The sequence below is a fragment of the Gramella sp. KN1008 genome, assembly GCF_004332155.1.
Taxonomy (GTDB): domain Bacteria; phylum Bacteroidota; class Bacteroidia; order Flavobacteriales; family Flavobacteriaceae; genus Christiangramia.
This window is the reverse complement of the sequence record NZ_SJDV01000007.1, coordinates 1-19,428: the sequence shown is the minus strand read 5'-3', so window position 1 is coordinate 19,428 and position 19,428 is coordinate 1. Positions and strand designations below refer to the sequence as shown.

The 19,428-nt window shown below is 40.3% G+C and carries 18 protein-coding genes; 13 read left to right on the top strand and 5 right to left on the bottom strand.

Annotated features, from left to right (window positions below; genetic code table 11):
- Positions 1 to 8 precede the first annotated feature (8 nt).
- Genes dnaA through EZJ28_RS12895 form a run of 3 tightly spaced genes read left to right on the top strand, consistent with a single transcriptional unit; the run spans position 9 to position 2,639 of the window.
- Positions 9 to 1,436, top strand: a complete 1,428-nt coding sequence (gene dnaA / locus EZJ28_RS12905; RefSeq protein WP_131398528.1) for a chromosomal replication initiator protein DnaA — start codon at positions 9 to 11, stop codon at positions 1,434 to 1,436.
- Positions 1,437 to 1,446: 10 nt separating this feature from the next.
- Positions 1,447 to 1,914 (top strand): low molecular weight protein-tyrosine-phosphatase, encoded by a 468-nt coding sequence (locus EZJ28_RS12900; RefSeq protein ID WP_131398526.1) that lies wholly within the window; start codon positions 1,447 to 1,449, stop codon positions 1,912 to 1,914.
- The gene (locus tag EZJ28_RS12895; RefSeq protein WP_131398524.1) at positions 1,911 to 2,639 is read left to right on the top strand and encodes an SAM-dependent methyltransferase; all 729 of its coding nucleotides are present in this window, start codon (positions 1,911 to 1,913) and stop codon (positions 2,637 to 2,639) included. Before EZJ28_RS12900 ends, EZJ28_RS12895 begins: the two co-directional genes overlap by 4 nt.
- Here EZJ28_RS12895 and EZJ28_RS12890 read toward each other — a convergent pair.
- The 4 genes from EZJ28_RS12890 to dapF form a co-directional block, all read right to left on the bottom strand.
- Positions 2,636 to 3,304: a peptidoglycan-binding protein LysM gene (locus EZJ28_RS12890; RefSeq protein WP_131398522.1), complete on the bottom strand. Its 669-nt coding sequence runs from the start codon at positions 3,302 to 3,304 to the stop codon at positions 2,636 to 2,638. The genes EZJ28_RS12895 and EZJ28_RS12890 overlap by 4 nt on opposite strands.
- 197 nt (positions 3,305 to 3,501) lie before the next feature.
- Positions 3,502 to 4,545, bottom strand: coding sequence for an endolytic transglycosylase MltG (mltG, locus tag EZJ28_RS12885; RefSeq protein WP_131398520.1), 1,044 nt, complete (start codon positions 4,543 to 4,545; stop codon positions 3,502 to 3,504).
- Positions 4,535 to 5,065 (bottom strand): GNAT family N-acetyltransferase, encoded by a 531-nt coding sequence (locus tag EZJ28_RS12880; protein WP_131398518.1) that lies wholly within the window; start codon positions 5,063 to 5,065, stop codon positions 4,535 to 4,537. Before EZJ28_RS12880 ends, mltG begins: the two co-directional genes overlap by 11 nt.
- Complete coding sequence (dapF, locus tag EZJ28_RS12875; RefSeq protein WP_131398516.1) at positions 5,059 to 5,844, bottom strand: diaminopimelate epimerase; 786 nt, start codon at positions 5,842 to 5,844, stop codon at positions 5,059 to 5,061. Before dapF ends, EZJ28_RS12880 begins: the two co-directional genes overlap by 7 nt.
- A 131-nt stretch (positions 5,845 to 5,975) precedes the next feature.
- On the opposite strand from dapF, the gene EZJ28_RS12870 reads away from it, so the two are divergent.
- From EZJ28_RS12870 to EZJ28_RS12825, 10 genes are all read left to right on the top strand, one after another.
- Positions 5,976 to 7,373 carry a trypsin-like peptidase domain-containing protein gene (locus tag EZJ28_RS12870; RefSeq protein WP_131398514.1) on the top strand — a complete coding sequence of 466 codons (1,398 nt, stop codon included), beginning with the start codon at positions 5,976 to 5,978 and terminating at the stop codon, positions 7,371 to 7,373.
- A gap of 234 nt (positions 7,374 to 7,607) precedes the next feature.
- Positions 7,608 to 9,056, top strand: coding sequence for a glyceraldehyde-3-phosphate dehydrogenase (locus EZJ28_RS12865; protein WP_131398512.1), 1,449 nt, complete (start codon positions 7,608 to 7,610; stop codon positions 9,054 to 9,056).
- Positions 9,057 to 9,258: 202 nt separating this feature from the next.
- Positions 9,259 to 9,852, top strand: a complete 594-nt coding sequence (locus EZJ28_RS12860) for a hypothetical protein (RefSeq protein ID WP_165499081.1) — start codon at positions 9,259 to 9,261, stop codon at positions 9,850 to 9,852.
- Positions 9,853 to 9,896: 44 nt separating this feature from the next.
- Positions 9,897 to 10,577, top strand: a complete 681-nt coding sequence (gene trmD / locus EZJ28_RS12855) for a tRNA (guanosine(37)-N1)-methyltransferase TrmD (protein ID WP_131398508.1) — start codon at positions 9,897 to 9,899, stop codon at positions 10,575 to 10,577.
- Between the two features lie 117 nt (positions 10,578 to 10,694).
- Complete coding sequence (gene rplS, locus EZJ28_RS12850; RefSeq protein ID WP_131398506.1) at positions 10,695 to 11,045, top strand: 50S ribosomal protein L19; 351 nt, start codon at positions 10,695 to 10,697, stop codon at positions 11,043 to 11,045.
- Positions 11,046 to 11,631: 586 nt separating this feature from the next.
- Positions 11,632 to 13,860 (top strand): NADP-dependent isocitrate dehydrogenase, encoded by a 2,229-nt coding sequence (locus tag EZJ28_RS12845; RefSeq protein ID WP_131398504.1) that lies wholly within the window; start codon positions 11,632 to 11,634, stop codon positions 13,858 to 13,860.
- Positions 13,861 to 14,004: 144 nt separating this feature from the next.
- Positions 14,005 to 15,231: a multidrug effflux MFS transporter gene (locus tag EZJ28_RS12840; RefSeq protein WP_131398502.1), complete on the top strand. Its 1,227-nt coding sequence runs from the start codon at positions 14,005 to 14,007 to the stop codon at positions 15,229 to 15,231.
- 29 nt (positions 15,232 to 15,260) lie between these two features.
- A complete protein-coding gene (locus EZJ28_RS12835) occupies positions 15,261 to 17,642 on the top strand; it encodes a TonB-dependent receptor (protein ID WP_131398501.1) in 2,382 nt (793 codons plus the stop codon).
- Positions 17,643 to 18,452: a DUF4249 domain-containing protein gene (locus EZJ28_RS12830; RefSeq protein ID WP_131398499.1), complete on the top strand. Its 810-nt coding sequence runs from the start codon at positions 17,643 to 17,645 to the stop codon at positions 18,450 to 18,452. It abuts the gene before it with no gap.
- A 1-nt stretch (position 18,453) separates the two neighbouring features.
- A complete protein-coding gene (locus EZJ28_RS12825; protein WP_131398497.1) occupies positions 18,454 to 18,675 on the top strand; it encodes a DUF6095 family protein in 222 nt (73 codons plus the stop codon).
- A gap of 2 nt (positions 18,676 to 18,677) precedes the next feature.
- Here EZJ28_RS12825 and EZJ28_RS12820 read toward each other — a convergent pair whose 3' ends face one another.
- On the bottom strand, positions 18,678 to 19,187 hold the full coding sequence (locus EZJ28_RS12820) for a hypothetical protein (RefSeq protein WP_131398495.1): 510 nt from the start codon (positions 19,185 to 19,187) through the stop codon (positions 18,678 to 18,680).
- Between the last annotated feature and the right edge of the window lie 241 nt (positions 19,188 to 19,428).

Here is a 19,428-nt window from a genome sequence, read left to right as displayed (position 1 = left end):
AACTAATAATGTCGAAAACTGCGCAATCGGTTTGGAATAACTGTCTGTCATTTATTCAGGATAACATTACCCCTCAAGCTTACAAAACATGGTTTGAACCTATCCAAGCAGTGAAACTAACAGATTGTGCCTTAAGCATCCAGGTACCTTCTAAGTTTTTCTACGAGTGGCTGGAAGAACATTATGTTAAGTTATTGAAGGTCTCCCTCACACGTGAGCTTGGTGAAAAAGCCAAACTGGTTTATGTGATAAGAATGGAGAACACTTATGGCAACAAGCTTCCCTTTACCGAAAAGATCCCAAGTACGCAAAGATCCCAAATGGCTTCACAGGAAGTTGACGTGCCCATTAAAAATAAAAGTCCTGAGCTGAAGAACCCTTTCATCATTCCCGGAATAAGGAATGTGAAGATCGAATCTCAGCTTAATCCCAACTATAACTTTGAAAATTTCCTTGAAGGTGAGTCCAACAGGCTGGCAAGATCGGCAGGATTAGCGGTAGCTAACAAGCCCGGAGGAACCTCTTTCAACCCACTTTTAATATTCGGAGGCGTTGGATTAGGAAAGACGCATCTTGCTCACGCTATTGGAGTTGAGATCAAGGATAAGTATCCAGAGAAAACCGTCCTTTATATATCGGCTGAAAAATTCACCCAGCAGTATATTGAATCGGTAAAGAAAAATAACCGTAACGATTTTATTCATTTCTACCAGATCATTGATGTGCTTGTGGTGGATGATATTCAGTTACTTTCCGGAAAAGCAGGAACACAGGATGTTTTTTTCCATATCTTCAATCATCTACATCAAAACGGCAAGCAGGTCATTTTAACAAGTGACAAGGCTCCGGTGGATATGCAGGATATTGAACAACGTTTACTTTCAAGATTTAAATGGGGACTTTCGGCTGAACTACAACATCCGGATTTTGAGACCCGCGTTTCTATTATAAAGAACAAGCTTTATCGCGATGGTGTTGAAATGCCAGAAGATATCGTAGAGTTTCTGGCCAACAACATTAAGACCAATATCAGGGAACTTGAAGGCGCTATCATTTCATTGATAGCACATTCATCCTTTAATAAAAAGGACATCACCCTTGAACTGGCTAAAAAGATCGTTGATAATTACGTTAAGAACACAAAACGTGAAGTTTCAATAGACTATATCCAGAAAGTGGTTAGCGATTACTTCCAGATGGATGTGGATACACTTCAGTCCAAGACCAGGAAAAGACATATCGTACAGGCTAGACAACTGGCTATGTTCTTCGCGAAGAAATTCACCAAGGCGTCTCTGGCTAGTATTGGCTCACAAATAGGAAGCCGTGATCATGCCACCGTGCTGCATGCCTGTAAAACGGTAGACAACCTGGCTTCGACCGACAAACAATTCAAAAAATTTGTTGAAGACCTCAACAAAAAGCTCACTTTATAAAATACATTTTATGAAAACCAGGGTATTGATGGTGTGCCTCGGCAATATTTGCAGATCACCCCTGGCCGAAGGTATTCTTAAATCCAAAGTAGACACAAACAAAGTATTTGTAGATTCTGCGGGTACCGGCAGCTGGCATATAGGCTCACAACCAGACAGACGGTCTATCGCTATCGCGAAAAGATATGATCTTGACATTACCGATCAGCGGGGAAGACAGTTTTCTGAAGAAGATTTTGACAGGTTTGATCATATTTTCGTGATGGATAATTCCAACTTCAGGGATGTGATGTCCATGGCAAGAAATGACGAAGACCGCCAGAAGGTACATTTGATCCTTGAAGAGATCTTCCCTTCAGAAAATGTTGATGTCCCAGATCCTTATCATGGCGGAGAGCAGGGATTCGAAAATGTCTATATGATGCTCAACGAAGCCTGTGAGCAGATCGCTGAAAAACTGAACAATGGAACCTTATGAGTTCAGCCGAAAAAAATTACGGTAAACTTTATCTCATCCCGGTAGGCCTGGGAGATTCGGCTCCAGACAGGGTTTTTCCTCCAATCAATAAAAACATTATTGAGAACATCGACGATTTCATTGTTGAAAATGAAAAGTCTGCGCGTAGATTTATAAAACAGATACTTCCTGAAAAATCGCAACAAAACCTTAAACTAAAAGGCCTTAATAAGTTTACAAACCCTGCTGATATACCGGGTTTCTTAGACGCTGCTAAAGAAGGCAGGAACATTGGACTCCTCAGCGAGGCAGGTTGTCCCGGTGTGGCCGATCCCGGTGCTGAAATCGTAAAACTGGCGCACCGCTACAATATTCAGGTTGTGCCACTCATTGGCCCCTCCTCTATCCTTCTGGCCATGATGGCCAGTGGAATGAATGGTCAAAGTTTTACTTTTCACGGATATTTATCTATTGATAAGAAAGAGAGAAAGCACGAGATAAAACAACTGGAAAGAGTTTCATCAGAAAAGAATCAGGCCCAGATATTTATTGAAACTCCTTACCGAAATATGAAATTCCTGGAAGATCTCATCCAGAACCTCCATCCTTCTACAAGAATTTGTGTAGCCTGTGATCTAACTTTAGAGTCGGAATTTATCAAGACGGCAACCGCTTCGGAATGGAAGAATATAAAGACCGATCTTCATAAAAGACCGGCAATATTCATTATTCAAAAGGATATTTAAGCTGAAAGCCTATCGAAATCCACCCTGGCATTCTTTTCGGTCTTCACAAAGGAAACATCATACCCGCCAAAACGCTTCATATAGGTTTTAATAGTAGTTCCAAAAGCATCGCTAAATGCCTGGGCACCCCAACTCCTAAGATATTTCTTAACACTACCTGGGCCGGCAAGATGGGCCGCCGCCAGAATTCCCGATTCAGTTACCAGCACTCCGTTAATGGTCTTGCCCGCGAAACGCTTGATATCCCTTTGCAGGATCCATTTGTTTCTTGAAGCATTAGCATAGAAGGCGGCTTCCTGAAGGGCCGGTGAATTAAGAAACTCCACAGTATCATAGACACCTACAAGCTTTAATGTTCCTTTCCCGAACTGGTATTTACCAAGATATCCATACTCGTTAATGGTCCTGTAGTCTCCCCCGGACTCTTTAAAAGCCAGTGCTTCTTTAAAACCTACATAGGATTTCCCTAATATGGGAGCAGTGTGAGAGATTTCAAAATCTGGTGTGATTTCCTCCTTAAGATCTTCTACTGTATAATCCAGTTCAAGATTGTAAGTAGAATAATTTTCCAGATTTGGTTTAGCAGCATCTTTAGTTGAAAAACTAAAAAAAATAGAGCCCGCTGCCAGAGGCAAGATTGAAAATTTTGCAATTTTCTTTCTCATTGCTTTCGTTTTTGAAAGGTTGATGGCATATCTATTAACATAGCTTACACCCCTTTCATATTCGCCCGGCAAATGTATAACAATTTTTAATAATCTGAACTACAGCCTGTTAATGCTTTTTTAAAGTTATTGTGTTTTTAACGAAAGTATAACTTATTGAAGTTCAAAACCTTAAACTATCCTAAAGAAAATTGCGCTTACCGGTTAATCCCCTGCTTGTTGATCCAGCGTATATATTCCTGCTTATTTCGGTTATGTTGCGCAAGAGTTTTAGCGAATTTATGATAGCCAAAATTCTCAACATCAGCCACGAAATAGTAGAAATCGTGGTCTTCATAATTTAATACCGCCTCTATAGAAGAAATATCTGGCATAAAAATAGGACCCGGAGGAAGTTGACGATATTTATAAGTATTGTACGGGGAATCAAGTTCCAGATCTTTATAAAGTACTCTTTTGATTACGGTATCAAAATTCCCGGTCTTTTCCTTAATAGCATAGATCACTGTAGGATCTGCATCGAGTTTCCAGCCATTCTTATACCTGTTCATATAGACTCCGGCTACTCTGGATCTCTCTTCCACCTTTGCCGTCTCTTTCTGAACAATGGAAGCCAATGTAGTCACCTCATAAGGTGTTAACCCTATTTCCTCAGCCTTTTGAAGGCGTTCTTCAGTCCAGAACCTATCATACTCCTTTTTCATTCGTTCACGGAATTCATCTGCCGAGGTATTCCAGTATAGTTCATACTGATTAGGGATATACATTCCCAAAGCATTTCTTTCTGTGAATTCATTCTCTTTCAGGAAAGAGAATTCCTTAAAGGAATTCAATAGTTCGGTACTGTCTGCTTCTATCTGATCTGAGATCCTTCCAGCCAGATCTTCGAGGCGTTCCTGATTATTAAAAATGACCTTAACAGGTTTATTGCCAATACGCAGTTCATTTACCAGCTCATTATTGTTCATTCCCTTTTTCAGAATATATCTTCCTGGTCTTACCTTACCGACATAGCCTTTTTTCTCGGCAACTAGTCTGAACGATTCAGTATCCTTCAGCAAAGGACTTAAAGAATCCATTACTGTCTGAAAATTAGCTCCAGTAGGGATATAAAGTGTTTCCTGCTTGGAATCAAACGCTGTATTTGAAGAAAATATGCTGTTATAGACGTAATAACTGAATATTCCCAGCGCTATCACACCAAGGATGGCGATAGCGATAAGTATCTTTCTAATGTACATTATTAATTAATTGATAAAGCCATTCATCTTTGAATTTCCCGTTGAAAAGCGACCAGTCTTTCTTCAGGCCAACCTTTCTAAAGCCGTTACTTTCAAAAACCCGCATGCTATCAGCATTACCGGCAGTAACATTCGCATATACCTGATGAAGGCCCAGATGCGTAAAACAATAGTCACAAAGCAACGATAAACTTTCGGAACCATAACCTTTTTTTCGATCCTTTTTACTGGCGATCAAAATTCCTAAGGCAGCACGCCTGTCTCTGGGTTCCAGATCATAGACATCTATCAAGCCAACGCGCCGGTGTCTCTTTGTACAAATAACCAGCCTTAGTTGTTTTATGTCGTAGATATCTCTGTGAGCATTCTCAATATATTGCCTAATAAGAAATTTGGAATATGGAGACTGGGTAGAACTGATCTCCCAGAAATCTTCATCATTCTCGATCTTATGGACAAAATCCAGGTCTTCCGGTTCCAGTGCCCTGAGGTATACCTTTTTGCCCTGTAGTGTTAACATACTATCTCGCCTTTAAAGACCAGTTGGGCCGGACCTGATAACCAGATATCGGAATACCCCTTTTCTGTCTTTTTGAAGTCTACAAAAAGCTCACCTCCCTGGGTTATCAATTTCACTCTTTCTGAACCTGTCCTGCCAGCAGCATAAGCCGCTATAGCAACTGCCGTAACGCCGGTGCCGCAGGAAAGAGTCTCATCCTCCACTCCTCTTTCATAGGTTCTTACCGAAAAGGTATCCTGGGATATTCCTTCCACGAAGTTTACATTGGTACCTGCAGTCTTATATCGGTCAGAATATCTTATAGCCGCACCCTCTGTTTTAATATCCTTTTCAGCGATATCTTCGGCAAAGACCACATGATGTGGCGAGCCAGTATCCAGGAAGGAAAAATTGTCATTTTGAGAGATCTGCAATACATCCTGCATTTTAAGGCTTACGATCCCATCTTTCACTGTGGCATCATGAGGCCCGTCAATGGCCGTAAACTTCGCCTTATCTTCAATTATCCCTAAAAACTTGGCAAAAGCCACGAGACAACGACCACCATTTCCACACATACTGCTTTCATTCCCATCGGCGTTGAAATAGACCATCTTAAAATCGTCTTTCGGATCTTCAGAATTTTCAAGAAGGATTAGTCCGTCAGCTCCTATGCCAAATTTTCGGTCACAAAGCCGTCTTACTAATTTGGTATTATTTTTGGATATTTTCAGATCCCGATTATCGATCATTACAAAATCGTTACCTGTACCCTGATATTTATAGAATGTCAGTTTCATAGATCTCTTTCAAAGTGCACAAATATACGATTTTGAAGAGGAAATTAAGGGTGTTAAATGGTCGTTAAATTATACATAATGTATAATAATGAGTTAATTGAAATGGTTTTATAATTAAATAATATCCGAAAATGAAAAAAGTAGCCAGTTTACTATTTGTTTCCATCCTTGGAGGTGTACTTACATTAGGGAGTTACAAGTTGTTTTTCGATGAAGAATCGGGACAGCGATATCCTGAGGATGGGACCACTCAAACTTCTTTTATACCTGTAAATAATTCTAACCGGGTTTACGGGACAAATGCCGATTTTACCGAAGCAGCTGAAAAAACTGTTCATGCTGTGGTTCACGTTAAAAACGTGGCAGTATTTAAAGGTCCCAGAAACATATGGGAATACTATCAATATGGCAATAGCGGAGGGCGTGCCCTGCAGGGTGCAGGCTCTGGTGTGATCATTACCCCAGATGGCTATATAGTAACAAATAATCACGTTATTGATGGTGCGAGCGAAATTGAGGTCACCTTAAACAACAATCAAACATATAAGGCGGAGGTGATTGGCAGTGATCCAATCTCTGATATCGCTCTTATAAAAGTGGATGCCGAGGATCTTGAATATATTCCATTTGGCGATTCAGATAATGTAAAACTTGGAGAATGGGTACTTGCCGTGGGAAACCCTTTTAATCTGAAATCTACGGTTACCGCCGGTATTATCAGTGCAAAGGCACGAGACCTTAACGCCCGTGACAATTCCCCTCAATCATTTATTCAGACCGATGCTGCCATCAATCCGGGAAATAGCGGTGGCGCTTTGGTAAATATCAATGGTGAACTCATAGGTATAAACACTGCTATTAGCTCACCCAGCGGAAGCTATATTGGTTATGCCTTCGCTGTACCTTCCAACAACGCGAGAAAGATAGTTGAAGATATCATGGAGTATGGAGATGTGCAGCAGGGAATTCTGGGTATACGTGGTATGGGCATTTCCCCTGCAGCTATCCGGGAACTGGATCTGGAAGAAACCCAGGGAGTAATTGTGAGTGATGTTACTCCGGGCAGCGGCGCGGCGAAAGCAGGTTTACGACAAAAAGATATTATTAAAAGAATTGATAATGTACAGATTACCAAGTTTTCAGACCTAACCGGTTATATCAATTCAAAAAGACCCGGTGATGAAGTTAGGGTTCAGATAGTACGTGATGGTGACGAAAAAGAGGTGAATGTAAAACTTTCAAAACTTGAAACCTACAGCATTGCAGCTATAGGACTTGAAGTCGCGAATGTAACCGAAGAAGAGCTGGAAGCTGTAAATGCTCCAAATGGTGTAAAAATTAACCGTACCCTGGCAGAAAATCTTCCCTCTGCAGACCTTGTTGGTGGAATCATTTCAGAAATCAATAACCAGAAAGTGAATTCCATCAGGGATGTAAGACAGGTTATCCAGGAAAGAAGAACTTCAGATCCCATAGTCATCACATTTTATGACAGGAATGGAGAAAAGCAAAGAATGGCCTGGAGATAGTTAATAACTATAGACCAGATTATATTTATAGAGGTTTTCTTGAAACTATGATCGTCATCCTGTTCCGATAGTTATCGGAAAAGTTCAATCCCCCAATTGAACAGGAAAGCTGAAAAAAGTTCAGTTTGACGAATCAAGAGTTTCAGGAACACCTCTTTTTCTTTATAAAAAACTTTTACGAAAACGTTTGAAATATATACTTTTGCGGCAAATTTATAACAACACATCTTAAACATGGACTTTAATAAAGTTTACGAAAAAGAACTTTCCTTCCAGGCAGATCGCCGCAAAGCCACCGTAGAATTTATCAATATCGTTAGCGACCTTTGGTATGACAAATCGATCGAACTTGTACTTTTCAGGAATCAGCTTATCAACAGAAATGTAAGCGACATCCTGGATCTACATGAGTATGCAGGTGAATTTGTAGGAAAACCTATTTCGATCTTCGATTCGGTTGAGATCGCAAAAGCAATCCAGGATCTTAAGCTTCCTCCGGCCAAACTGGATATTGGTAAATTAACTTATGAATATCATCTGGAAGACCAGGTTTATAGTAATGCCATGGCATTCGTGTCTAATAAACTAAGCAATGCCAAGAAAACCGAAACCGTCACTCCAAAAGACGTGGTCCTGTATGGTTTCGGAAGGATAGGAAGACTTGTCGCACGGGAACTGATGACGAGAACCGGGAAAGGAAATCAATTAAGACTTCGGGCTGTGGTGACCAGAGGAAACGTAGACCGAAGCGTTCTTGAGAAAAGAGCTTCTCTTTTAAAGAGTGACTCGGTTCACGGACCTTTCAGCGGGACTGTGAATATAGATGAAGAAAATTCTGCTCTCATTATAAATGGCACTACTGTCCATATGATTTCTGCCAATCAGCCGGAAGACATAGACTATACTAAATACGGAATAAACAATGCTCTGGTCATAGATAATACCGGAGCATTCAGGGATAAAGAAGCTCTTAGCAGGCATTTAGCATCCAAAGGAGCATCCAAGGTTTTGCTTACTGCACCAGGCAAGGGTGTACCAAACATTGTTCATGGAGTGAACCAAAAGGAATATAGCCCTGAAGAGATCGATATTTTCTCTGCTGCGTCCTGTACCACCAATGCCATTACGCCTGTACTTAAAGCAATACAGGATTCACTGGGTGTGGTTCACGGACATCTGGAAACCATACACGCCTATACCAACGACCAGAATCTGGTAGATAATATGCATAAAAAGTACCGTAGAGGCCGAGCTGCAGGACTTAATATGGTGATTACTGAAACTGGAGCTGGAAAAGCCGTTTCCAAAGCTCTTCCTGTATTTGAAGGAAAACTTACTTCCAACGCCATTCGCGTTCCTGTTCCCAACGGATCGCTGGCCATATTGAATCTGGAAGTAGAAAAAGAAACCAGTTTTGAGGATGTGAATTCCATTCTTAAAAAATATGCTCTGGAAGGAGATCTTGTTGAACAGATACAGTACTCGGTTGATAACGAACTGGTATCTTCTGATATCATTGGTTCTTCTGCTCCCGCCATTTATGACAGCAATGCGACCATCGTTTCGGCTGACGGGAAGAATGTGATACTCTATATATGGTATGATAACGAGTATGGCTACAGCCACCAGGTAATTAGGCTTGCCAAATATATTGCCAAGGTAAGACGATATACTTATTACTAGATATTACCAGATTTTATTAAAAAATGACCCCGCCTTTCGCGGGGTTTTTTTATTTTTGCGCCACTTTAAAGTCATTAAAAAACTGATTTAAAACATTTTAAAAAACCTGCAAAAGGCGAATTTCTTCCCGAAAATCTGAAATACTAACTATTACATTCGCTCGTTGTTGTTTATGAACCCAAACAAAATCAAACCCCAGAAAATGAGTAAGAAAAATTACATTTTTGCTGTTTTTATTCTTGTTAGTGTATTTCAGATGAATGCCCAAACAGACAGTCTTAAGACCGAAACCCCGGTACAGGACGAATTCACTAAACTTATAGAAGAATCTAATAATTATCAGGGCTACAAGGTTGTGGACTATGACAAGTTAATAGGTCTTAGAAACACCACCAGGAATTATATTACCGAATTAAAGGAAGAGATAATCGTTCAGAAAAACACGGTAGATCAGCAAAATGATGAGATTGAAAAATTAAAAAGCGAACTTCAATCCACTCAGGAAGACCTGAAAAGGGTGAGCGAAGAAAAAGATGCTCTTATGTTTCTTGGAATGCCGTTTAGTAAAGGTGGATATAAAGCCATGATGTGGGGAATAGTAGCCGTGCTCGTTGTGATCCTGCTTATACTGTTTTTCCGTTACAAAAGTTCTCATGTTGCTACCCGTGATGCGAAGCAAAAGCTTAATGAAACGGAAAAGGAGTTTGATGCATACCGTACCAAGGCTCTGGAAAAAGAACAACGCCTGGGCAGAATGCTCCAGGATGAACGTAACAAGGCAAGCGGAAATTCGTAATTCCGTTTTCGCTGATAGGCTTGCCAAATTATAATTCATTTTAGATGCGTATCGATATAATTACCGTAGTACCCGATATTCTTAAAAGTCCGTTTGAAGCTTCAATACTTCAGCGAGCTATCAAAAAAGGATTGGTGCAGGTACATTTACATAACCTGAGGGACTATACTACTGATAATTATAAGCAGGTAGACGATTACCAGTTTGGTGGAGGCGCAGGAATGGTGATGATGATCGAACCTATAGATAAATGCATTTCAAAACTGAAGTCTGAGAGGGATTACCAGGAGGTAATATATATGACGCCAGATGGTGAAAGGTTTAATCAGAAAATGGCTAACAGGCTTTCGCTTCAGGAAAACATTATAATTCTATGCGGTCATTACAAAGGAGTAGACCAACGTGTACGCGACCAGTTCATCACCAAAGAGATCTCTATAGGAGATTATGTACTCTCGGGAGGGGAACTTGGTGCCGCCGTTCTCTGTGATGCAATTATAAGGTTGCTGCCCGGTGTTCTAGGCAATGAAACCTCGGCCCTAACCGATTCATTTCAGGACAATTTGCTGGCTCCGCCTGTTTATACCAGGCCTGCCGAATATAAAGGCTGGGAAGTTCCCGAGGTACTAACATCCGGAAATTTCCCCAAAATTGAAGCCTGGCGGGAAGAACAAGCTTATGAAAGAACAAAACAATTAAGGCCTGATCTTTTAGAGGAAGAGTAATTTTTTAGAAAACAGGCTTGTACAGTAATATAAATTAATTAATTTTGCACTCATTCTAAAATAACCTCTGGCGATAACCGTGAATGTTGTTTTGGATTTTACTTTAAACTATCAAAAATGGAATCGTTAGTAAAATACGTTCAGGACGAATTCGTAGACAAGAAAGACCTGCCACAATTCTCAGCCGGTGATACCATCACTGTTTATTATGAAATTAAGGAAGGACAGAAGACCAGAACCCAGTTCTTTAGAGGTACTGTAATTCAGAAAAGAGGAACAGGTGCTTCTCAAACATTTACCATCAGAAAAATGAGTGGTACTGTTGGAGTAGAAAGAATCTTCCCTATCAATCTACCTGCTATTCAGAAGATTGAAGTGAATAAGCGTGGTAAGGTAAGAAGAAAGAGAATCTTCTACTTTAGAGGACTTACCGGGAAGAAAGCACGTATTCAGGAAGCGAAAAGATAATTTTCAACACCATTATACAATCCAAAGCTCTATGCAATCGCATGGAGCTTTTTTTATTACCAAAAATCTCCTACCAAAGCTGAGGATTCCTTAAAAACTTAAACGTTAAAATACTGATAAGACAGTAGTGTTTTTATTATATTTAACTGTGAAATTCAGGAATTCAAAGAATGACAAAAGGATTTCTCACTAAACCTGTTTTTCCCGTAAAGCAAGTTCTTTACATACGGTTTTTATCTTCTATATAACACCTTATATTTTGCAATGTCAAAATCAGTTTGAAAGATAAAAGCCCATTTTGGTTCTTTTTTAAATCCTTTAAAATTGAATCATCAGAAGCAGTATACACCAGAGAGTTTTCATTACTTTCTCACATCAGAGTGATAAAATACTGTTTCGGTAGAAGCCATTTCATTTTAGCCATAAAATGAAATGGCTTTTTTATTTATTATTTATGATTTCTTAACAGCATAGTCGATCTTTTCACTTAGGATAAACGCCCCAAAAACCGTATATTGCGCGGGTGATAACGCGCCCTGGCATTCCGGGGCTTTCTTTAAATATATTGCAACCAAAAACATAAAAAATGTCACAAAAAGAAAAAATTATCTATACCAAGACCGACGAGGCTCCCATGCTGGCAACTTTCTCATTCCTTCCTATAATTGAAGCTTTCACAAAAGCCGCCGGTGTAAGCCTTGAAACTCGTGATATTTCCCTGGCCGGCAGAATTCTGTCACAGTTTCCCGATTACCTGAACGAGGATCAGAAAGTTTCAGACGATCTGGCAGAACTGGGTGAGCTTGCTAAAAAACCCGAAGCCAACATCATTAAACTTCCTAATATCAGTGCGTCCATTCCCCAGCTTAAGAATGCCATCGCCGAACTTCAGGAAAAAGGATATGCCCTGCCTGATTATCCGGACGAGCCTTCCAATGATAAAGAAAAGGATATCAAAGCTCGTTATGATAAAGTAAAAGGAAGCGCGGTAAACCCGGTGCTAAGAGAAGGAAATTCAGACAGACGTGCGCCAAAGGCGGTAAAGAATTTTGCCAAAAAGAATCCGCATTCAATGGGCGAATGGAGTTCAGACTCTAAAACTCATGTAGCGACAATGGAGAGTGGAGATTTCAGGTCTAATGAAAAATCCCTTACCCTTGAAAAAGAGGATACTCTAAAAATAGAATTCACTTCAGAGAACGGCGAAAAGAAAACACTTAAAGATAATCTGAAAGTGCTTCAGGGCGAAGTGATTGATGCTTCAGTAATGAGCAAAAAAGCTTTGCTTTCCTTCCTTCGTGAGCAGGTAAAAGACGCCAAGGAAAAAGACGTTCTTTTCTCGCTTCATATGAAGGCAACGATGATGAAGGTTTCAGACCCTATCATCTTTGGTCATGCCGTTAGGGTATTTTTTGAGGATGTATTCGAAAAATACGGAGAAGAACTTGAAAAAGCGGGAGCTAATGCGAATAGCGGACTGGGAGATGTTCTAAAGGCTATTGAAAGTCTGCCAGCAGAAAAGAAAGAAGAAATAAAAGCTGCTATTTCAAAGGATCTTAAAGATGGTCCTGATATTGCCATGGTGAATTCAGATGAAGGTATCACAAACCTTCACGTGCCAAGTGATATAATTATCGATGCTTCGATGCCAGCGATGATAAGAACTTCCGGCCAGATGTGGAATGCTGAAGGTAAAACTCAGGATACCAAAGCAGTGATCCCGGACAGTAGTTATGCCGGACTTTACCAGGCTACCATCGATTTCTGTAAAGAAAATGGTGCTTTTGATCCTACTACAATGGGTACGGTTCCTAACGTAGGTCTTATGGCTCAAAAGGCTGAAGAGTATGGTTCTCACGACAAGACCTTTGAGATTCCTTCGAACGGAATGGTAAAGGTTATCAATTCAAATGGAGAGACCATCATTGAACATAAAGTGGAAGAAGGAGATATCTGGAGAATGTGCCAGGTAAAGGATGCTCCTATCCAGGACTGGATCAAACTTGCGATCAGCAGAGCCCAGGCTACAGGGATGCCTGCGGTTTTCTGGCTTGATGAGAACAGGGCCCACGATGCGGAACTAATTAAGAAAGTAAATAAATATCTTCCAGATCATAATACCGAAGGGCTTGAGATCAAGATCCTGGCTCCTACCGAAGCTACTAAATATACTCTTGAACGTGTAAAAGCCGGTAAGGATACTATTTCTGTAACAGGTAACGTATTGAGAGATTATCTAACCGATCTTTTCCCAATCCTGGAATTAGGTACCAGCGCTAAAATGTTATCCATAGTTCCCTTGATGAACGGTGGTGGATTGTTTGAAACCGGTGCCGGTGGTTCCGCTCCAAAGCACGTGCAGCAATTCGTGAAAGAAGGCCATCTTAGATGGGATTCTCTTGGTGAATTCCTTGCGCTGGCGGTTTCTCTGGAACATCTTGGAGCTAAATATGACAATGATAAAGCTCTTACGCTTTCAGAATCACTTGATGAAGCAACAGAGAGATTCCTCAATGAGGGAAGGTCACCGTCCAGAAAGGTTAATGAGCTTGATAATCGCGGTAGTCACTTCTACCTTGCCTTATACTGGGCTGAAGCTCTAGCTAAGCAGAAAAGTAATACAGATCTTAATATCTACTTTGGAAAAATAGCTAAAATGATGGAAGATAATCAGGAGAAAATACTTCAGGATCTTTTGGATGCTCAGGGATCTCCTGTAGATATTGGAGGATATTATTTCCCTGACGAAGATCTTACAAAGACAGCTATGAGGCCGAGTGAGAAATTCAATGAGATTCTTGCCACTACTGTGTAGGCTTTCAACCGACAACTGAAATAAAGGCCGGATCCAATACGATCCGGCTTTTTATATTGAGTAAATCCGATCAAAATAGTTTAATCTTTCGTTAAACAGGCATCGAAATTAGAACAGCATATTCCGTTTATTGAAATTTGCAAAATGAACCGGAGCTCCACTGAAAGAAACAAAAAACAGGAATATATTATTTTACTGGTTCTGGGAACTCTTATCGCACTTGGACCATTTTCCATCGATGCTTATTTGCCGGGTTTCGCCAGTATCGCCGAGGATTTTGACACTTCCATCAGTGAAATTGGCCTTACCCTTACCAGTTATTTTATAGGAATTTCTATCGGGCAGTTAGCCTATGGCCCAATCATGGACAAATTCGGAAGAAAAAGACCTTTATTAATCGGCCTGGGAATTTATTTTCTTTCCGCCTTAAGCTGTATGTATTCTCCAAACCTTGAATGGCTTGTCATTTCAAGATTCTTCCTGGCGATTGGTGCCGCAGCTGGAATGGTAGCTGCCAAAGCCGTAGTAAGGGATATTTTTCCGGTAAATGAAGTTGCCGGCGCAATTTCAATACTCATGCTTATTATGGGTGGCGCACCTATCATAGCACCCACGGTAGGGAGTTTTATCATAGAAGCTTTTGGCTGGGAAATGATCTTTCTCTTCCTCGCCGGCTTTTGCCTGCTTATGATGATAAGTGTTACCCGATTTCTTCCTGAAAGCATAGTACCGGACAGCAGCGTGGAATTGAAACCAAAGCAGGTAGCTATCAAATATTTTGGAATCTTAACACATCCCGGTTTCTGGAGTTTCGCAATGGCAGGCAGTTTCGCTATTGGAGCTATGTTTGCATATATTTCTGGCGCACCGAAACTTTTTATGGAAAATTTTGGCCTGAGTCAGAAAGAATTCGGACTGCTATTTGGTCTTAATGCCGGCGGACTGATTCTGGGAAGCCAGATCAACCGGCTTTTTCTAAGAAAATTCAGCACACTTCAGATCACTCTCTTTAATAGTGTATTACTCCTGATACTTTCAGCCTTTTTTCTTGTAAGCGCTATTTTTAAATTCGGATTTGTTCCAACGGCAGTACTAATTTTTCTCATGCTCTTTCTTCTGGGATTTCAGAATCCCAACACTACTGCCCTGTCACTGGAACCGTTTGAGAAAAAAGCCGGAAGGGCCTCCGCACTCATTGGGAGTTTAAAAATGATTCTGGGAGCATTAACCTCTTTCCTTATAAGTCTTTTTCATTCAGGAAGCTCAGTCCCGCTGGCAATTATCCAGCTATCCTGTCTTTTAGTAAGTTTTGCGCTTCTCTTTCGATTTAATAAGAAAGAGCGGAAAAGCCTGAACCTTACTGAAGTTTAAATTTTTTATTAGCCGACTTAATTCTATTTTTGAATAAAAAATTGAAAATTCGATACTTAGCTTTCTTCTTCCTGCTATTCCTTCAGGCAAATGTCATGGCCCAGGAACAATTCACGCTTAGCGGTGTGGTTACGGATGCGGCCAGCAATGAAACCCTTATTGGCGTTAACCTAATAATCCCTGAGGCCGGCACCGGGGTGGTTACCAATGACTATGGTTATTTCTCCATAAAGCTTCCTGTGGCTGAATATACTATCCAGATCTCGTACCTGGGTTATCAAAGTCTCGAGCGAACTATTGATCTTAATGCTGATAAAGAGATAGATTTCCAGCTAAGCAAATCTTCAGAAAATCTGGAGGAGGTGGTAATCACCGGTGAAAATAAAGGTTTGAATATTCGGAAACCCGAAATGAGCGTTAACAGATTATCGATTAGCACCATTCAGAGAATGCCGGTAGTCTTTGGAGAAGTAGATGTAGTCAAGTCCCTGCTTCTTCTTCCGGGAGTTTCTAACGCCGGGGAAGGTTCTTCGGGTTTCAATGTTCGTGGAGGAGCCGTAGATCAAAATCTCATCCTGCTGGACGAAGCTACCATCTTTAATTCGTCACACTTGTTCGGCCTTTTCTCTGTTTTCAATCCGGATGCTATTAAGGATCTTAAACTTTACAAAGGCGGCATCCCGGCAGAATATGGTGGAAGGGTTTCTTCTGTCCTGGATATATACCAAAGGGATGGTAACAGTAAGGAATTTAAAATGCAGGGTGGTATTGGTGCAATTTCAAGCAGACTTTTGGCTGAAGGTCCCATAGTAAAAGATAAGGGTTCATTTCTAATCGGTGGCCGAAGTTCCTATGCCCATCTTTTCCTGAAACTTACCGACAATAGCAATTCGGCTTATTTCTATGATCTCAACACAAAGCTCAGTTATAAGCTGAATAGCAGGAATAAAATCTTGCTTTCTGGATATTTTGGCCGTGATGTCTTTAGGATAAGTCAGACTTTTGATAACACCTATGGAAACGCTGTTCTAAACCTGCGGTGGAACCATGTTTTTTCAGACAATATTTTCACCAATCTTTCCGCTATCTATAGTGATTATTATTACGGTCTTACGCTAAGTTTTGTTGGCTTCAACTGGGATAGTGGCATCAAGAACCTTAATCTCAAATATGATTTCAACCATTATATCAACGATCATCTTCAGCTGAAATATGGCATCCAGAATACCTATTATGACTTTAATCCGGGTGAGATAGAACCTATAGTTGAAGAGTCTGGGATCAATTATTTTAAACTCACCAACAAGTATGCCCTTGAGAATGCTTTCTACATTTCTGCCGAACAAAAACTTTCCGAAAAATTCTCTGCAGAGTATGGATTAAGATTCAGCAATTTCTTCAGACTTGGACAGCAAGGTCTTAACAGCTACGAAAATGACAATCCTGTTGAATATGATGAGGAAACCGGTATTTACAGGGAAGCTGAAATTCTGGATACTCAGAATTCTTCAAGAAGTGAAATTCTAAAATCCTTTAATAATCTGGAACCAAGGATTGCTATCGCTTACGCTTTCAATGAAAAGGAATCGGTAAAAGCGAGTTATAACAGGATGACTCAATACCTGCACCTCATATCAAATACAAGTTCGCCCACTCCCCTTGATGTATGGACACCAAGCGGACCTTTTGTAGATCCACAGATCCTGGATCAGTACGCAGTGGGTTATTTCCGCAATTTTAAAGAGAATTCCTATTCACTTGAAGCAGAAGCATTCTACAAACAGATAGATAACAGAATAGATTATATTAACGGAGCCAATCTCATTGCAAATAATGCCATAGAAAGAGTGGTATTGAATGGTGAATCCAGAGCTTATGGACTGGAACTCCTATTGAGGAAAAATACCGGCAAACTTACAGGATGGCTGGGTTATACGCTTTCCAGGTCTCAGCAACGTACACCCGGAAGGAACCAATTGGAACCAGGAATAAACGATGGTCAGTGGTATAATTCTAATTATGACAAGACTCACGATCTAAGCCTTACCGCAGGTTATGAACTGAACGCGAGATGGCAATTGAATGCTAATTTTATTTACCAGACAGGCCTGGCCACCACCTATCCTACTGCGCAGTATGAATATGAGGGAGTAACTATCCCGGTTTATGGTGAAAGGAATGGCGATCGGCTCCCGGCCTATCATCGGCTTGACCTCTCAGCCACCTATGAACCTAAAAAGAATGACAGGGATTTCAGGTCTTCCTGGAACTTTGGTATATATAATGTTTATAACAGGATGAATGCCTATTCCATCAGTTTTAGAGAAAACGCTGATACAGACAAGAACGAAGCAGTAAGATTATCATTATTTGGGATAATCCCATCTGTCACCTATAATTTCAAATTTTAGATGAAACGATTTTTGAAATATTTCGGGCTAATAATTGTCTTTTTCCAGACCTCCTGTGAAGAAGTGGTTACTGTTGATCTCGAGAAAAGTGAACCCAGGTTGGTGATCGAGGCATCTATTATCTGGCAAAAAGGAACAACCGGTTCTAATCAGGTTATCCGGTTATCCCAGACATCTGCCTTTTATCAGGAAGAAATCGAAGGAGTCGGAAATGCAGAAGTGCTAATAAGTTCTGAAAACGGTGATACTTTTCGTTTTGAACATGCAGAAGCAGGTATCTATATGAATAATAACTTCAGACCGGAATTAAATAGGAGATATTATCTGGAAGTTATTCATGAAAATGAGATTTATACAGCCAGTGAAGTTCTGATTCCGGTTACCAAAATCGACTATATAGAACAAACCCAGGGCGGAGGATTCTCGGGAGAAGATATTGAGATCAAGGCATATTATACGGATCCGGCAGGTGAAGAGAATTACTACTTGTTCAAATTCAGCAATGAGAATATCAACCTGGAATTCTATGAGGACGAATTCACGGACGGTAACCAGATCTTTGGCTATTATTCCACAGAAGATATTGAACCGGGCGACCTTGTCGAGATCGAATTGCAGGGAATTTCGAGGAACTATTATGAATATCTTTTTATCTTGCGATCTCAGATCGGATCAAATGACGGAGGCCCTTTTGAAACCATGCCTGCAACCGTAAAAGGAAATATTAGCAACCAGACTAATGGAGAGAAATATCCTTTTGGTTATTTCAGGCTGTCAGAGATGGATTATACCAGTTATACCGTGGAATAATATGAAACATACTAACAAAAAAGTACTTACCACAGGAATCAAGTATCTTGCCGGGGCCCTACCATTAGCAATGATAGGCCCCTCAATCCTCTATAGTGCATTTAATAATCAGGATAAACCACTATATCTTGCAATTCTTATTTTAGGAATATTAGCTTCGGCTGCTGCAGTCTTCCTGATGTTCAAAGGCATTTTAACCATTGTGAAATCTCTTTTTGACTGAGTCTAGTTGGTGATTAACCTGAATTTTCCATCGGTTACCCTTCGAATACTATTATCTTCGAAATTCTGACCGGCAAAATTAAATAGTCCTTCCACTATATTACCATCATCTTTAAGAATTTCCACGTAGTTCTTCTCAACTTCGTTCGGGCCCGGATGATTACAGAACCAGTTTCCGTAAGGCACGGCACTTTCATATTCAATGATGTTTGGAAGCATGGGATTATCCCCTATCATATAAAGATTCTTACCAGAATATTTAGGAATGATAAATCTAAGGCTTTGCCCATCAGAAGAAATGATTTCAACTTTTAATTTGGAAATACCTGCCGGCCCCACGAAACGAGTGGCAGTAAGTTTAGATGATTTTGAATCCATATAATACTCTACTCCGTCAATTTTCGCGCTCATATAGATCTCATCTGAAAATTCCAGATCATCATCTGAACAGCCAGCAAAAAGTAATCCAATAATAAAAAGATAGGGTACGATGGTTTTTGTAAAATAACTCATGATAAAGGTTTTTTTGATTGATAAGTGGTGAATTTACTTCAAAAAACCATGCAGCACCATGGGGAAAAATACCCTAATTGACTGATTATCAATTATGTAAGAAAAGCCTTATGAGGAAATTATACGCATAAAAAAACCCTTTATCTGTTTAGATAAAGGGTTTTCAAGAAGAAGGCGGCGACCTACTCTCCCACAATGATAGCAGTACCATCGGCGCTAACGGGCTTAACTTCTCTGTTCG

Bases quoted from the DNA above. Each gene is read 5' to 3' on its own strand.
- dnaA (WP_131398528.1), top strand. From the start codon at position 9: ATGTCGAAAACTGCGCAATCGGTTTGGAATAACTGTCTGTCATTTATT.
- EZJ28_RS12870 (WP_131398514.1), top strand. From the start codon at position 5,976: ATGAAAAAAGTAGCCAGTTTACTATTTGTTTCCATCCTTGGAGGTGTA.
- rplS (WP_131398506.1), top strand. From the start codon at position 10,695: ATGGAATCGTTAGTAAAATACGTTCAGGACGAATTCGTAGACAAGAAA.
- EZJ28_RS12900 (WP_131398526.1), top strand. From the start codon at position 1,447: ATGAAAACCAGGGTATTGATGGTGTGCCTCGGCAATATTTGCAGATCA.
- trmD (WP_131398508.1), top strand. From the start codon at position 9,897: ATGCGTATCGATATAATTACCGTAGTACCCGATATTCTTAAAAGTCCG.
- EZJ28_RS12895 (WP_131398524.1), top strand. From the start codon at position 1,911: ATGAGTTCAGCCGAAAAAAATTACGGTAAACTTTATCTCATCCCGGTA.
- EZJ28_RS12865 (WP_131398512.1), top strand. From the start codon at position 7,608: ATGGACTTTAATAAAGTTTACGAAAAAGAACTTTCCTTCCAGGCAGAT.
- dapF (WP_131398516.1), bottom strand. From the start codon at position 5,844: ATGAAACTGACATTCTATAAATATCAGGGTACAGGTAACGATTTTGTA.
- EZJ28_RS12825 (WP_131398497.1), top strand. From the start codon at position 18,454: ATGAAACATACTAACAAAAAAGTACTTACCACAGGAATCAAGTATCTT.
- EZJ28_RS12880 (WP_131398518.1), bottom strand. From the start codon at position 5,065: ATGTTAACACTACAGGGCAAAAAGGTATACCTCAGGGCACTGGAACCG.
- EZJ28_RS12890 (WP_131398522.1), bottom strand. From the start codon at position 3,304: ATGAGAAAGAAAATTGCAAAATTTTCAATCTTGCCTCTGGCAGCGGGC.
- EZJ28_RS12840 (WP_131398502.1), top strand. From the start codon at position 14,005: ATGAACCGGAGCTCCACTGAAAGAAACAAAAAACAGGAATATATTATT.
- EZJ28_RS12830 (WP_131398499.1), top strand. From the start codon at position 17,643: ATGAAACGATTTTTGAAATATTTCGGGCTAATAATTGTCTTTTTCCAG.
- EZJ28_RS12845 (WP_131398504.1), top strand. From the start codon at position 11,632: ATGTCACAAAAAGAAAAAATTATCTATACCAAGACCGACGAGGCTCCC.
- mltG (WP_131398520.1), bottom strand. From the start codon at position 4,545: ATGTACATTAGAAAGATACTTATCGCTATCGCCATCCTTGGTGTGATA.
- EZJ28_RS12860 (WP_165499081.1), top strand. From the start codon at position 9,259: ATGAGTAAGAAAAATTACATTTTTGCTGTTTTTATTCTTGTTAGTGTA.
- EZJ28_RS12820 (WP_131398495.1), bottom strand. From the start codon at position 19,187: ATGAGTTATTTTACAAAAACCATCGTACCCTATCTTTTTATTATTGGA.